Below are 16167 nucleotides of genomic sequence, written 5' to 3'. Positions count from 1 at the left end.
ATCAGAAAGAACCAATTTATTTTACCGTATACACTAAAAAACTATTATAACAATTTTGTATTTTTCCAAATGGTTTTCAAAGATAGTATAAAATCTTTTCTTTGTTCTACATTCAATTTAGTGATTAATTTAATAGTTTCTTCATATATTAAGGTTTTTTCTGTGCATTCTCTTTCAACAACATCAAATTCCGTTTTATTATTTATATATGAATAATGGTAACATGCTCCACCACATAAAAATAAAAATGGGCATTTATTGCATTTATGAGTTAGGCTATTCATATGATAATTAATAATATTTTTTCTTAATTTTTTTATATGATAATTTATATCTTTAATTTCAAGATTATTTATATTACCTAAAAGAAAATCTTTTTCATCTGTAAATCTAGGACATCTATATATATTACCATTTGTAGCTACCGAAAAATAGGTTAATCCTGCATTACAATGGTTTATTTTTTTTATTCTAAATAATATATTCATTAATACTCGAGTTATGTTCGTTATATCAATGTATTCCTTTTTTAATATTAAATTATAATAATATTCAAATAATGAAGATAAACTTTCTAAATATTTTTCAAAATTTTCTTGTGACAAATTATAATCAGGTGCAAAAGTAAATCTTCTAAAACCTAAATTTTTGAGTTCTTTTATACTCTTTAATATATTATAATTTTTATTATTAATTGTTATTCTTGCATTCACTACAAATGACTTTAAAAGTAATTCGAAATTATTTTGTATTACTTCAAAACTTCCTTTACCATTAATAAATTTTCGATTAGAATTATGAAGCTCTTTTCCTCCATCGATACTTAATGTAATTTGGAATTTGTACTTTTTCATAAATTTAATTTTTTCAAGGTCAAACAATGTTCCATTTGTTGTTATTAAATATTTGATCTCTAAATTATCACTTTTTGTTTTCTCTGCATAGTCAACTACTTTTTTTATCAAATCAAAATTTAAAAGTGGTTCTCCTCCAAAAAAAGCTATTGTTATTTCTTTATTACCGTTTTCTATTGCAGAATTCAATAACAGATCTACAGCCTTTTTAGCAATTTCAAATTTCATTACTGTTTTTCCATCTTTATAATATCCAAAATTTGCAAAACAATAATCACATTTTAAATTACAATCATTTATTACATTTAATGCTAAAGTTCTTAAACCTTTTTTATCTATAAAAATCGTTTCATCTGCATTTTCTATATTTTTTATATTATTTTCTTTTTTTATTATTATATTGTTTCCGTCAAATACATATTTAATAGAATCAATCTCAAAATTCCAAACTCTATTCATAAAAAATCCTCCTATTTCCTTACTTTTATTTTTAAAACTATTTCTCTTTTTTTAAATAAAAGTTCTATTTTTTCTGCAATACGGATAGAGTTACTATTATTTTCTGATACCCTATATATTGGTAAAATATTATTATTAATACACCATTTTACAGAGGCTCCTGCCACTTTTTTACCAAATCCCATATTTCTCCATTTTGGATTAGTATATACTATAATATTTCCTCCATTAAAATTAATATCAGAAATGTATGAATATGACACAATTTCACCATTTTTTTCTATGTAAAAAAAACGTTTTTCTAAAATTTTTCTTATATTTCTATTCCATAATTTTTCTAAAAGTATTTTATCGAATTTCTTATTTTTAAATATTGTAAAATATTTTTCTTTTTCTTCTAAATTTAATATCTTTACTTCTTGTGTATCAAAGGTATATTCATTACTTTCAAATGTATATATTCGCATCAAATCAATATTTTCATTTTTTAATCTATTTTTCAAAATATTATATAAAGATAATACTTCCATTTCTTTTTGTAATATAAAACTTGTATAAATTATGTATTCTTTATATTGTGGCGAAATCGAGATTAATAAATTATTATTTAAGTTACTTATAATAAAGGGATATTGGTATACATTATTTATTATAATATTTCTATTTTTTGTTAATATAATCTTCTTGCTTTTTGCTCTATTAATACCTATATAATTTAAATAATAATTTTTAAACTTTATCATTTTTCACCTCATTATAATACATAATCACATATAGATATACAGGGCCCTGTATTCATTATTTTATCCTAAATCTCCCTCTTGACCTCCTTCACATATTACAATAACACTTAATGAAAAAAGTTCATTTAATTCATCATTACTTATTCCAAAATCTAAAATCTCTTCTTTGTTTATTATATTTTCATCCTTTCTTTCATTTAACATAAAAAAGCACCTCCTTCTATTTATTAAGTTACACACTTATTACAATTTTATATATATACTCATAAAAAATGCTTTCAAATTTAAAGATATAAATAATGTATATGATAAAATAAAACAGATTTCTTTCAGCCGGCTGAAAAGATTTAATTTTTTGATATAATATCTACGTAGATATAAAAATTAAAATTAGATTGTGTTTAATTATTTAGAAAATTCAGTTTGAATTTGAGGGTTGGCTGAATGAGTAGCATACTCGTCATCATTATCCCCTGCAAATATTATTGTTGAAAACATAATAATTCCTACAATTATTAATATAATTATTTTTTTCATTGTCCCACCTCCTGCTTTAAATTTTATCATTTCTAACATGACTTGCAAGTGTTTTTTCTAAAATAAAAATCCGCTTTTATCAACATTTGAGAATCGGATTTTTATTCCATTTTAATTAATTTTCATTTTTTTAATTTTTGTTTTTTTTTTGTAATAATTATAAAAGAAGCTTATTTCCTATTTTTGACTATTTTTATATTTTTATTTTTCAAATTTCATTCCAAAAAGTCCATAAAGTTTCTTGGTTTTCGAATTTTATTGAAACATAATAATTAACTCTTTGTAAAAGGATGATTAACATGACTTCTCATATAAAGGATATTGTTTCCATTGTTAGATACGGATATTATTCAAATCCAATTTCTAATTACATTCTTTCTAAAACTAAAGAAAAATCTGTAGAATATTATTTATTATTATTAAAAAATATTTGGAAGAAAAACAAAAATATGGCAATATTTTATGCAAATAAAATTATTGCAACAACAACAACAACAACAATATTAAGAGAACTTGCAAGATTTGAACTCATATCTCTTTATGTAAAAAATAATCAATTTGATATGGCTAAAAAAGAATGTGAATATCTAAGAAATAACTTTAAGAATATTTCTGAATATGCCAGGAATTTAATGATTCCTGGTTTAAAATTATTGAATACAAAATATAATATCCTCGATAAGGATTTTAAAGCGTATTCTGATAATTATGAAGAAAATAATGTAGATAAAGCTATCTTAAAATATTCTCAAGCAAGAGAACATATTAAGAATAAAGAATATAATAAAGCATATGAATTATTCATAGAAGGTTATTTTCTTGCAAAAGACTTTCCACATCCAACTATGATGTGTAATGGTTTAAATGGTGCTGCATGGTGGATGAGAAATGAAGATAAAAAGAAGGCTTTAATTCCTGCAAATTTACTTGAATATTATATTGGCTATTATTTCGATGATTTAAATTATACCTATAACTGGTTTGATACGATTTTTGAGGTATATAAAATAAATAAGTCTTTAAATTTATTTGATATTTCATCCGTTGTTATGAATTATAAGAATAATGTATCTTTTGAGATTAAATCTGATTTTGAAGAGGTTTATAATAATAAAAGCTTTTTCAGAAATAGAAGTTTTAAAAAAATTATCTCTCATAATTTCAGAGATAACCTTTCCATCATAGAAAAAGTTAAAAATCATAAAATCCCAATATTATTCTTCTCAACATATACAACATTAATAGAAAAACCATTTTTTACAAAGAGTCATATTTTGAAATTGATTTTTGAAGGTAATAAGGAAAAAACCATTAAATATTTTTCAAGGGATTATGAGAAGATGTATTTTTTTAATGTTATGATGAGTGATTTTGATTTGAAGAAAGCTGAAAGAAGATTATTGAATTCTGAAGATGTTGAAGATTCGGAATATAATATTTCACCATTTTATTTAGCAAGAAAAAAACTCATCACTGAGCTTTTTAAGAAAACAAAGAACTTTAAGGAATTTGTGTTTAACTATTTTAAGCTCAGTGATGAGGAAATGAAAATCTTTGATGTGTTTTTAAGAAATTGTGTTCGATACGATATTAAATGGCCCATTACTCCTTATCCAAAAGGTAAGGTTAGGGATTTTGCTATTAAATATGGTCTTGGTCAAAAACGCGTTGCTTTAGGCTATTACTCTTTTGAAGATGATGAAAGAGTTTTGATTGATGATATTATTGAGAGGTTTTTATAATTGATTTTTCTACTAAACTTCTATATTAAAGAAAGCCCTTGCTATAAGACCTATTACAAAGGATAATGCCATTACTCCAAAGCTAATAAAGAGCATTTCAAAGAAATAATGTTTAAATGTTTTTTCCTGAACCACAGAAACAAAGAATGAAAAGAATACAATTACTATAACTGCATTAATCATTGTAAATATTAATGAAATCATTGGATTTGAGAAGATAAAATAAGGAGCAACAAGCAAAATTACAGTAAATATATATGCAATTCCCGTATAAATAGAAGCTTTTAAAGGATTCTTGGAATTTTTATCCGCTCGTTGAGATAAATACTCTGATGCCGCCATTGAAAATGAGGCTGCAATTCCGGTAATTAATCCTGATAATGCAACAAGTCTTGAATTTTGAAATGCAAAGGTTAAACCTGCTAATGTACCAGTTAATTCAACAAGTGCATCATTTAACCCCAAAACCATTGAACTTACATACTGTATTTTTTCTTCATCAATAAGACCTAATAATTTCTTTTCATGAACATTTTCATCAAGGATAATTTCTTTGAATTCAGGAATAACATCTTTTGCTTCTTCATAAACTCTTTGAGCATTTTCTTCTCCTTTTTCCATTGCATTTAAGGCAAAGGTTAGTCCAAAGATGTAGGATAATAAAACATACCAGAATACTAAAAATGAATTAGGAGATACTTCGGTTTCTGTATATTTTTTTAAGATGTTATAATGCTTATACTCATCTTTTGCTATGTTTTCTAAGATTTTAGCGTTTTTTCCTTTAATTCTTTTGGAAAGGTGTTTATAAACATGGTGTTCTGTAATTTCATTTTTCTGAAATGCCATTAATTTTTTCTTTAGCTCATTATCAATCATACTCTCACCTCAAATTTGTATTTAATATAATTTTTCAAGTTTAATTATATCATAAAACTGGAAATATATCCAAATTTGTCAGATTTTAAATGATATATTGTGAAAAATAAAAGCTTTTTCAGGCAACTTGAGTGCTAATCTTCGAAAAATCTCTTTGAAAGTAGAAAAATAATATTCTCTCAGACGGCAAGAATTTCTGATCCTTGCTCTATAAAAAACACTCCTAAAAAGGTTTCTTCAGGCGGTGAAATTTCTTATAATTGTGAAAAATAAAAACTCTTTCAGACAACTCGAACGCTGATCCTCAAAAACTGCTCATATTCGCGGGGTCGCTTAGATTCTGCATCCCTGCAGAAGCTGCGCTCAAAAAAACATCCTGTTTTTTTGACCCTCTCCATTCGCAGTTTTTTCGGGCGTTCTTCGAGTCTTCATTCGTTTTTATTTTTCACAATACTTTTGCTGTTCCGGCTCACGCAATATTTCCGTTAGGGAAATTTCAAGACTTCATTCACTTTTTTACTCGTGTTTTTTATTCTTAAACTTAACTTTTATTTTTCCAACATAAAGAAACTTCCAATGAAGATGGTATAATTTACACTGAAAACAATTGTTTATGGAGTTGATAGTATGGATTTTGTAATTTCAGGTGATTCTCATGGGCCGGTGATGATTGGCACTTTAACTGGATTTCCAGCAGGATTAAAGATAAATATTGAAAAGATAAATGAAGATTTAAAAAGACGCCAGGAAGGATATGGCCGTGGAAAACGTATGAAAATAGAAAATGATAAAGTTGAAATTGTCTCAGGAATATGGAAAGGCATCACCACAGGCGCTCCAATTTCAGTATTAATTGAGAACAAAGGTAAAAATACAGAAAAAGAAGTTAGAAGCATTCCTCGTCCCGGCCACGGTGATTATAGCTCATATATGAAATATAAGTTACCTGATTTAAATATATATCCTGAAAGGAATAGCGCTCGTTGGACCGTTGTTCTTACAGCTCTTGGAAATATTGCAAAGCAATTTCTCAATCTTTTAAATATTGAAATAGAAGGATATGTTGAAAGTATAGGGAAGATAAAATTAAAAAACGATATTTTAACAGAGGAAGCAAAAGAGTATATTGATAATGCTAAAACAAATGGCGATACGCTCGGAGGAAGCGTAAAAATCATTGTAAAAAATATAAACCCTGGAATTGGTGGATACTCAAGCATATTTGAAAGATTGGATTCACAACTTGGACAAATTATAATGACAATCCCTTCTGTTAAAGGATTGATAATAGGCAATAATGACTTTTCACTTTCAGGAAGAGAATATCATGATGAATTTTATTATGAAAAAGAAAAAAATAAAATCAAGAGAAAATCAAACAATGCCGGTGGAATTGAAGCAGGTTTTACCAATGGTGAGAATATTGAGATTACTGTTTTTCTCAAACCAATCCCTACACTTGCAAAACCGTTAAATTCCATAAATCTTGCAACAGGAGAAAATACAAAATCTCCATATATTCGATCAGATGTAACTGTTATTCCAGCGAGTGTGGTTATTCTTGAAAATGCTGTAGCATTAGTTATTGCAAAAAGTATTATTAATCAATTTGGAAATGATAATGTTGAGGAAATAGCAAGGAGGTATAATAGTGCCAATTTATCTAATTGGAATGATGGGTTCTGGCAAGACCACACTTGGTAATAAATTAAGCAAGATTCTCAATATGTCCTTTATAGACCTTGACAAAGAAATTGAAAAGATTGAAAACACCACCATTAATAACCTTTTTTCAAAAAAAGGAGAAGAATATTTTCGAAATTTAGAATCAAAGGTTTTAAAAAATACAGAAGCGAAAAATGCAATTGTAGCAACAGGTGGGGGAATTATCTTAAGAAAAGAAAATAGATTATTCTTAAAAAATCATAAAACTATTTTTTTATATGTTCCTGTTGAGGATTTAATCAAAAGAATTAATCCTGACAATCGTCCATTGTTAAAAGATGGAAAAGATAGATTGTATAAAATATGGGATATGAGAAAAGCTTTATACAATGAATTTAAAAAGATAGATTTAAGCAATTTAAATATTCAGGAAAGCCTGGCAAAGATTTTATATGAGATAATAGATGAAAAAGAAGAAATACTGGAAAATGATTTTCAGGAAGTTATTATAAAATACAAAGGATTAATGGATTTAAAGAATAAAAAATACGTATTTGCAAGTAAAAACGTTTATAGAATATACAGGGAATTTTTCAATAAACCATTTTTGCTTAAAGAAGGAGAAGAAAAAAAGGATTATAAAAATCTGGAATATATATATCAATATCTCATTGAAAATGAAATTTCACGAAAAGATGAAATTTATGGTGTTGGTGGCGGAAGCGTTACAGATTTAACGGGATTTATTGGTTCTACATTTAAAAGAGGGCTTGATTTTTATTTTTATCCAACCACATTATTATCCCAAATAGATGCATCAATAGGCGGAAAAACGGGAATAAACTTTTCAAAAATTAAGAATGTAATTGGAACATTTTCCATTCCTGAAAAGGTTATTATAGATCCTATTACCATTATTTCACAGGATGAAAAAAATTATCTCAGTGGAATTATTGAAGGATTTAAAATAGCGATAATAGACGGAAATACTTCATTGTTCACTGAAAATATAGAAAAAATAAAAAATAGAAATCTCAATATTCTGGAAAAGATTATTAAATACGCTGCAATTACTAAACTAAAAATAGTTTCAAAAGACCCTTATGATAATAATATAAGACGATTATTAAATCTCGGTCATACTTTCGGGCATGGATTCGAGAGTATTACAGGAATTACTCACGGATTATCCGTGGGATGGGGAATAAAAAAAGAAATAGAACTTTTTGAGGATAAAATCAAAGAAAAAGATAAAAAGATTATTCTGAATTTCCTTAAAAAAATATTACCTGAAGAAATATTCAAAAAAGATATACCAACTGAAAAACTTAAAAATTATATTATTCAGGATAAAAAGATTAATAATAATAGCATTATTGATTTTCCAATAATTAAATCTATAGGAAATGTGGAACTTGAAAAAATAAAAATAACTGATATAATAAAATGAAGCCATATATTGGCTTCATTTTATTATGGACACATAATTATATTTCTCCACCATATACAATCTGCGCATGAAGGAGTATTTCCCCAACAATCTAGATCGGTATTTTCTATAAAATGGCAACCATCCTTTAAATCGCAATCTGTACAAGAAGGGAATAATGCATTTTTTACCTTATATCTAAACCATGAATAATCCTTAGATGTCCATATTTCATATAATGATTTTTTCTCTACATTACCAAAGGAATATGCCCTTATTTCTTTTTTCTGACCATAAACATATTCTATTCCATCGTGTAAAAACCTATAGCATGGAACTACCTCTCCATCCCATCTAATTACAGTGGCATTATTTTCTATAAAATTACAATGACGTTCTGTTTTTAACCTAAAATTTGGTATTATAGCACTAACCTTTGCTGTAACTGCATCTGAAATCTGTTTTCTCAACATTAAATCCTTTTCTTTGCTATCTTCTCTATATAACTCAAGTCCAAGAAAATGCTCATATACAGGTATAATATTCGATATTACAACTTTACGTATTCCATATGGCAATAAAGTCTGAATAATTCCTGGAAAATCATTATGATTTTTTTCAGTTAAAACTGTTTCAATGGATAATGCCGGTTTTCCAGTATTTTTTTGTTTTTTGTAATTATCTATTTTTTCAAGAAGTTTTCTTACATATTTAAAACTCGGATGTCCTACGTCTCCTGTTTCAACAGAAATTACCATTTCATCAATTTTAAGATCTATAAGTTTTAAAATCTGAAGATCATTTAAAAAATATCCATTTGTGGTTACTGTAAGCATATACCCTTCTTCTTTTACCCTTTTAACCATTTCAAAGAAATGCGGATTCATGGAACATTCTCCAATACCACCAAAAACTATGTGCTCAACTTCTGGAAACTCTTTCAGGTCTTCCATTACTTTATTAAACGTTTTTTTAGTCATAAATCCTTCTGGATCTGTAAAGGTGTTTTTAAAACACATTGGACAATCGAGATTACACCTTGAAGATAATTCCAGATAAACCTTCTTTATATCCGGTTCAGGTTTTAAAATCAACTGAGCGCTTTTCATTTCAAAAATATACTCTTTCTTTTTCATCATGTCATCTCCAATCTTAACTCTCTATGTTGTGAGAAAAATATCTGATAAAGAAAATAGTACGAATAATGTGAGCGAAAACTTGAAAATTCCCAAGGAGAAACAATGATGATTGAAAAAAATAAAAGTGAATGAATACTCGCAGAGCACCCGAAAAAAACTGCGAATGAAGAGGGACAAAAAAACAGGATGTTTTTTTGAGCGAAGCTTCCCCATGGATGGGGAATCTGAGCGCCCCCACGTATATGAGCAGTTTTTGAGGATTAGTGCTCAAGTCGTATGAATGAACTTTTATTTTTTTCAATCTACAACAAAAAGGACGAACACGGACGTGAGTCTGCAACGGCCGGCGGGAACGAGAATTTTGGGACTATCCAAAATACTGTGTAAATTAATTATAGTTGGTTATAAGAGATTATTTGTGTTTAGGAATAAATATGATGTTTATTCTTAATAATTCAAGAAAATTCAATACTTTGTGAAATCAAAATATTAGAGTTATAATTTTTAATGAGATATTAAAAATTGTTTGAATAATTTTTTTAATAATCTTTTTGTTTTTTAAGAAGCTAATTTTTGAGTTTTCACTCCTTTTGCACAATTTAGTGCAATCTTTTAAGAAATATTCACTTTTCAAAGTTTAATATATACAGAATTTTGAATTTTCTTTTTAATCGTTTGTTCTGTAAATAGGCACTCTATCATCTCCAAAATATATTCTTAACTCATTTAATATTTGTCCCCAATCCCTAATTCTTGTAGTCCATTTTTCCGTTATTCTCATTGCTGCAAAATATATTGCTTTTATCAATGAGTCATCTGTTGGAAATACGCTTTTGTTTTTGGTTATTTTTCTAAATTGTCTATGAACATTTTCTATTGGATTGGTTGTGTATATCAGCCTTCTTATTGGTTCTGAATATTTAAAATAGGCTGATAATTTATCCCAATTATTTTTCCATATTTGTACTGCCAAGGGGTGAGTTTCGCCCCATTTTTTTTCGAAATCTTCAAGTGCAGCTTCAGCAGCTTCAAGACTTGGAGCTTGATATATAGGTTTTAAATCCTTAACAACAGCTTTTCTATGCTTATGAGGGACATATTTAAATGTATTTCTCAATTGATGGACAATACACATTTGAACTTCAGTATTAGGGAAAGCGGTATGGATTGCATCAACAAAACCATTTAACCCATCAACAGAAGCGATTAAAATATCTTTAACACCTCTGGCTTTTAAATCATTCAAGACATTCATCCAGAATCTTGAGGATTCAGTTTTTTCTATGTATATACCAAGGATATCCTTATATCCATCAAGATTAATACCTATGACGTTATATATAGCCTTTCTTTTAACAACACCATCTTCTTTTACTGAATAAAATGAAGCGTCCAGATATACAATAGCATATATCTCTTCCAAAGGTCTATTTCTCCAATCATTTATTAAAGGCATTACAGAATTAGTAATCATACTGATTTTCTCTGGAGAAACTTCCACATCATATATTTCTTTAATATGGTCTCTAATATCCCTGACACTTAATCCTTTTGAATATAGCGATAATACCAAATCCTCAATAACAGAAATATGTCTTTGTCTCTTTTTAACAATTTGTGGTTCAAATTCTCCATTCCTATCCCTTGGAACTGTTAATTCCATCTCACCATTTTTAGTTATTACAGTTTTTTTAGAATAACCATTTCGATAATTATCGTTATCCTCAGGTTTTCTGGAATACTTTTCATATCCAAGTTCATAATCCATTTCTGCTTTCAACATTTCTTCAAGCATTATTTTTACAAGCTTTTTGCTTATATCCTCAACATCATTCCAATCCTTAATTCCATTTTCTTTTATATATTGTTTTATGAAATTCCTATCCACATTGCCAAGAATCTGTTCATTTTCCTCTTTTCTTTTTCTCGGCATTACTATCCCCCCATGTAACCTTTTTTTCAAAATCCCCTTTCTCTTTCACCACACTCCTAGGCTTCCTTTTTTCACATATTCATTCTTTTTATTTTTCTATTTTTTTATTTACACACTTTTTATTATACTACCAGAATTTTGAGGATAAGATTTTTCTACGGTTTGGCGAACATTATTCGTACTATTTTCTTCATTAGTTATTTTTGTTTTTCTCACTCCATTAAAATCTATAAAATTCACACTCTTCATCTTTATATAATCCTTCTTTCCCAAGAGGAATTCTCACAACACCATCCGCCATTCTAAACGGCGATGCCAATCCTGATTCTCCAAGAATAGGATGTGCAATAAAACCTTTTTCCGTATATTCCAATCGCACAAATACAAACCTTTCTCTTCCCTGTGCTGCAGGAACATTAGTGCTAATTCTTACAATAGAATCTGGTTTTGGAAGATAATCTATATTCCCGGCAACCTTTCTTATTATTGGAAATAAAAATAAATATGAACTCACAACAAAGGATGTTGGATTTCCCGGTAATCCGAGAATTACCTTATTTTCTGTTTTGCCAAATATTACCGGTTTACCTGGCTTCACCTGAACGCCATTATATAACACTTCACCAAAATGTTCTATTGTTGATAACGCATAATCCCTTGCTCCTAAAGAACTTCCACCTGATATTATCACTATATCACCGTTTTCCAATCCCCATTCTACACCTTTTTTAAACTCATCAGGATTATCTTTCACCAACGGATGCCTTTTTACATTATATCCATAACTTTTTAGCCATGCCATTAATGCATAAGAATTACCATCTCTTATTTGTGTTAACTTCCTATCCTTTTCAGGTTCTACCACTTCATCTCCTGTTGGAATAATACATATTGTAGGTTTTTGATAAACCTTTACTTTTGTGATTCCCAAACTCATTAAATTATGAATATGTCCAATGTTTATTCTTTCACCTTTTTTTAAGACTATAGAGTCTTTTTTTACATCTTCATCTTTTTTTATTATATTTTCACCTGGTGCTACAGATTTATATATTTCAACACGTTTACCTATTTGACTGGTATTTTCTATCATTACACATGCATCAGCACCTTCTGGGAGCATTCCTCCTGTTGGAATTTTTACACATTCTCCAGGATTAATAGGTTTCCCGTCATATTCTTTTCCCATAAATACTTCTCCAACTATTTTTAATAATGCTGGATTTCCATCGGAGGCTCCAAATGTATCTGCAGCTTTTACAGCATAACCATCTATAGTAGCCTTATCAAATCCTGGAATGTTTTCCGGTGCATATATATCCTCTGCAACTGCAAATCCGAAACTTTCTGATACATGTTTTTCAATTACAGATGTTGTTATATTAAGTTTATCAATAAAATTTTCATATATTTCTGTTCTTGGAACAAATTTCTGAAATCTTTTTTTCATCCTTTCACTCCTCGTTGCCACATTCTACCGGTGAGTCATTTATTTTTTCCACAGCATGTGGAATTGCTGGCAATAATACTGCAAGGTTTTCCCTTACGGCCCTTGGACTTCCCGGCAAATTTATAATTAATGTTTTATTTGCTATTCCAACTACAGCCCTTGAAAGCATTCCATGAGGCGTATGTTTTAATGCCTCAATTATCATTGCCATTTCCATTCCATATATCCTTCTTTCTATTACTTCAAGTGTTGCTTCCGGGGTTACATCCCTTGTTGTTAATCCAGTACCTCCAGTTGTTAAAATAAGGTCAATATCTTCTTTTACCAGGTTTCTTAATTCTTCTGCAATTAATTCCTTTTCATCTGGCAATATTTTATATCCTGCCTTTTCTGCATTTATGCTATCCATTAATTTCTCTATTTCTTTTCCGCTTAAATCCTCTCTTTCTCCCTTAGAACCTTTATCGCTTAATGTCAGGATAAAATACTTCATCTCTTTTCCTCCCTTATATAATGACCGCTTTTTCCACCAGATTTTTCCATTAAATATACTTCTGATATTTCCATTCCTTTATCCATTGCCTTACACATATCATATATTGTCAAAGCACTTATGGAAGCCGCTGTTAATGCCTCCATTTCAATTCCCGTTTGTGATTCTGTCTTTGCCAAAGAGAATATTTCTATTGAATTGTTTTTTTTATCTATTTTAAATTCAACGTCTATCTTTGAAATAAATATATTATGGCACATTGGAATTAATTCTGAAGTTTTTTTAGCCCCCATAATCCCTGCTACTTTTGCTGTTGTTAAAACATTACCTTTAGTTATCTTTCCGCTTATAATTGCTTCCAGCGTCTCTTTTTTCATGGTTATTTTCGCATGCGCTTTTGCTATTCTTAAAGTGCTTTTTTTCTGGCTTACATCAACCATTTGTACATTTCCATTTTCATCAATATGCGATAAATTCAATTTATTATCCCCCCATCTTATGCATAGGTGTCTTTTTTCTTAGTTCTGTTAAAAAATGTTGTTTTGGTTTTTTAGAAATTGCAAATTCAATTCTTTCCTTTAATTTTTCTTCATCGTTAATTACATCCTTTATTGGAACATGATAATCAAAGGCTAAACATGGATATATATTTCCATCTGAAGAAATTCTAATTTTATTACATGTAGAGCAGAAGTTATGTGTTATTGCTGAAATAAATCCAACATATGAGTTTAATTCTTTTATTCTATAGTAATTTGATGGACCATATCCAAATTTTTTTTGAATTTTTTCCAGAGTATACTTTTCCTGTATTTTTGCTTTTACTTCATCTTCTTTTACAAACTCATCTTCATTATATTCGGTTCCTATAGGCATAAGTTCTATAAATCTTATAGGTATTTTCAATTTTGCTGAAAATTCTATTAAATCATGTATTTCATCAAAATTTTCCTTTTGCACTACTGTATTTAACTTTACAGGAACGCCTATTTCTAAAGTTTTGTATAATCCTTCTAATGTATTTTTCAACATATTTCTTCGTGTAATCTTTAAAAAGTTTTTTTCATTTAATGAATCCAAACTGAGATTTACAGAATCCAATCCATATTTTTTCAAATCTTCAACTATATTTGAAAGCATAGCTCCATTGGTTGTAATACTAAAACCAGAATAATATTTATTTATAACCTTTGCAATTTCTATAATATCCGTCCTGATGGTAGGTTCACCACCGGTAATTCTTATCTTTTCAATTTTCATATCTTTTAATGTTTTTACCAACTTCTCTATTTCCTCTAAAGACAATAACGCATTTTCTGGAAGAAATTCTGTATTTTCTCCCATACAATATATACATCTAAAATTACATCTATCGGTTATTGAAAGTCTTACATATTTTATTTTTCTGTTAAATTTATCTACATACATTAATATTACCTCGTTTCAGAATATTTCCAGAGATTTTGTATAACCCTTATTACTACAAATATAATCATTGACATTATAAAAATTAAAGCTGTAAGCGCAAGAGATTGTTTTAATCCATATCCCTGAAATCTATCATAGGTTAAAACAGATAATGTCATTGGATAATATGCCAGAATTGCTACAGCACCAAATTCAGATATACCTCTTGCCCACATTAATAATGCTCCAGTTATAATTTCATGTTTTACCATTGGAATTGAAATAAGAAAAAATACCTTTGATGGCGTTGCTCCAAGGGAACGTGCCACTTTTTCATATCTAATATCCAGTTTTCTAAAACCTTCTTTTACAGAATTAACAAATATACTAAAACTCAAAAATCCCATAGCGGCAACTACACCCCAGAATGTTTGAACAAAGGATATTCCAAAATTATCTGCAATTTTACCAATAGTTGAAGCTCTTCCAAGCGTCATTAATAATGCAATACCTGCTGCAGTATGCGGAATTGTTTGTGGTATATCTACAATAGCTTCAAGAATTGATTTAAATGGAAAATTATATCTGGTTATTGCATATGCAAAAGGAATTCCAAATATTATTGCTATAAACGTTGCAGTAAATCCAGCAAGAAATGTTGTTTCAACAGCATCTAAGAATTCCGGGCTTTTTGATATTTCAATTAATAAATTAAAATCAACATTTAAAAAAACAACTATAAATGGAAGGGTTACTGCCAGAACAAATATTATGCTAATAAATATTATTATGTGCTTGAACATTTAAACACCTCTTCTTTAATTCTCCATCTTTTATAATATATACAGGACTATTATTTATAATTTCTTTTTCATCATGAGTTACATGTATGGTGGTTAAATTATATTCCTGATTTAATTCATGCAATAATTTAAGAATTTCATTTTTTGTGTGTGCATCTACAGCTGAAAGAGGTTCATCCAACAATAATAACGAAGGTTTTATAGCAAGTGCTCTTGCTAAAGCTACTCTCTGCTTTTCGCCTCCAGAAAGCTTTTGAACTTTTCTATTGAGTAATTTTATTATCCCCAGCTTTTCACAGAGATAATTTATAAAATCTTTATCGTAATTATTTCTCATTCTTGTTCCAAATTCTATATTTTTTCTTACATTTAAATGAGGAAAAAGATGATAGTTTTGATACATAAACCCTATGTTGCGTTTTTCAGGTGGAATATTTATTACATTTTTTCCCTCAAAATATATCCTTCCTTCATCTGGACTTAAAAAACCTGCAAGTATTTCAAGAAATACAGTTTTTCCTGATCCTGTAGGACCAAGTATATATACATATTCTCCTGACTTTATATTCATCTCTTTTACTGTTAATTTAAATGCATCAATAGCTATTTCCAGATTTTCTATTTGTATCTTCAA

At 28.3% G+C, this 16167-nt stretch carries 16 protein-coding genes; 3 read left to right on the top strand and 13 right to left on the bottom strand.

The window, feature by feature from the left end:
* Nucleotides 1-44: 44 nt before the first annotated feature.
* From LN42_RS07795 to LN42_RS11185, 4 genes are all read right to left on the bottom strand, one after another.
* On the bottom strand, nt 45-1313 hold the full coding sequence (locus LN42_RS07795; RefSeq protein WP_014296976.1) for a radical SAM protein: 1269 nt from the start codon (nt 1311-1313) through the stop codon (nt 45-47).
* An 11-nt stretch (nt 1314-1324) separates the two neighbouring features.
* Nucleotides 1325-2056, bottom strand: coding sequence for a GNAT family N-acetyltransferase (locus LN42_RS07790; protein WP_014296975.1), 732 nt, complete (start codon nt 2054-2056; stop codon nt 1325-1327).
* 60 nt (nt 2057-2116) lie between these two features.
* Nucleotides 2117-2260, bottom strand: coding sequence for a hypothetical protein (locus LN42_RS10980; protein WP_014296974.1), 144 nt, complete (start codon nt 2258-2260; stop codon nt 2117-2119).
* Between the two features lie 201 nt (nt 2261-2461).
* Nucleotides 2462-2593 (bottom strand): hypothetical protein, encoded by a 132-nt coding sequence (locus tag LN42_RS11185; RefSeq protein WP_014296973.1) that lies wholly within the window; start codon nt 2591-2593, stop codon nt 2462-2464.
* Nucleotides 2594-2892: 299 nt separating this feature from the next.
* Between LN42_RS11185 and LN42_RS07785 the strand changes: the two genes are divergently transcribed.
* Nucleotides 2893-4335 (top strand): hypothetical protein, encoded by a 1443-nt coding sequence (locus tag LN42_RS07785; protein WP_075780666.1) that lies wholly within the window; start codon nt 2893-2895, stop codon nt 4333-4335.
* 12 nt (nt 4336-4347) lie between these two features.
* On the opposite strand, the gene LN42_RS07780 is transcribed toward LN42_RS07785, so the two are convergent.
* On the bottom strand, nt 4348-5214 hold the full coding sequence (locus tag LN42_RS07780) for a VIT1/CCC1 transporter family protein (protein WP_014296971.1): 867 nt from the start codon (nt 5212-5214) through the stop codon (nt 4348-4350).
* A gap of 627 nt (nt 5215-5841) precedes the next feature.
* On the opposite strand from LN42_RS07780, the gene LN42_RS07775 reads away from it, so the two are divergent.
* Complete coding sequence (locus LN42_RS07775; protein WP_014296970.1) at nt 5842-6918, top strand: chorismate synthase; 1077 nt, start codon at nt 5842-5844, stop codon at nt 6916-6918.
* Nucleotides 6866-8329 (top strand): shikimate kinase, encoded by a 1464-nt coding sequence (locus tag LN42_RS07770; protein ID WP_014296969.1) that lies wholly within the window; start codon nt 6866-6868, stop codon nt 8327-8329. The genes LN42_RS07775 and LN42_RS07770 overlap by 53 nt, the downstream gene beginning before the upstream one ends.
* Before the next feature lie 23 nt (nt 8330-8352).
* Here LN42_RS07770 and LN42_RS07765 read toward each other — a convergent pair whose 3' ends face one another.
* From LN42_RS07765 to LN42_RS07730, 8 genes are all read right to left on the bottom strand, one after another.
* Entirely contained in the window at nt 8353-9444 is a 1092-nt protein-coding gene (locus LN42_RS07765) for a tungsten cofactor oxidoreductase radical SAM maturase (RefSeq protein WP_014296968.1), read from the bottom strand.
* Between the two features lie 670 nt (nt 9445-10114).
* Nucleotides 10115-11380 carry an IS256 family transposase gene (locus LN42_RS07760; RefSeq protein ID WP_075780256.1) on the bottom strand — a complete coding sequence of 422 codons (1266 nt, stop codon included), beginning with the start codon at nt 11378-11380 and terminating at the stop codon, nt 10115-10117.
* 220 nt (nt 11381-11600) lie between these two features.
* Nucleotides 11601-12830, bottom strand: coding sequence for a gephyrin-like molybdotransferase Glp (gene glp, locus LN42_RS07755; protein ID WP_014296967.1), 1230 nt, complete (start codon nt 12828-12830; stop codon nt 11601-11603).
* Between the two features lie 4 nt (nt 12831-12834).
* Complete coding sequence (locus LN42_RS07750; protein WP_014296966.1) at nt 12835-13323, bottom strand: molybdenum cofactor biosynthesis protein B; 489 nt, start codon at nt 13321-13323, stop codon at nt 12835-12837.
* The gene (moaC, locus tag LN42_RS07745) at nt 13320-13802 is read right to left on the bottom strand and encodes a cyclic pyranopterin monophosphate synthase MoaC (protein ID WP_014296965.1); all 483 of its coding nucleotides are present in this window, start codon (nt 13800-13802) and stop codon (nt 13320-13322) included. The genes LN42_RS07750 and moaC overlap by 4 nt, the downstream gene beginning before the upstream one ends.
* Nucleotides 13803-13806: 4 nt before the next feature.
* Complete coding sequence (gene moaA, locus LN42_RS07740; RefSeq protein ID WP_014296964.1) at nt 13807-14751, bottom strand: GTP 3',8-cyclase MoaA; 945 nt, start codon at nt 14749-14751, stop codon at nt 13807-13809.
* A 5-nt stretch (nt 14752-14756) separates the two neighbouring features.
* Nucleotides 14757-15533: an ABC transporter permease gene (locus LN42_RS07735; RefSeq protein WP_014296963.1), complete on the bottom strand. Its 777-nt coding sequence runs from the start codon at nt 15531-15533 to the stop codon at nt 14757-14759.
* Entirely contained in the window at nt 15505-16167 is a 663-nt protein-coding gene (locus LN42_RS07730) for an ATP-binding cassette domain-containing protein (RefSeq protein WP_050899164.1), read from the bottom strand. Before LN42_RS07730 ends, LN42_RS07735 begins: the two co-directional genes overlap by 29 nt.

The organism is Marinitoga sp. 1137 (genome assembly GCF_001941525.1).
Lineage (GTDB): Bacteria > Thermotogota > Thermotogae > Petrotogales > Petrotogaceae > Marinitoga > Marinitoga piezophila.
The sequence above is the reverse complement of the archived record's forward strand: the minus strand, read 5'-3'. Positions and strand labels throughout refer to the sequence as shown.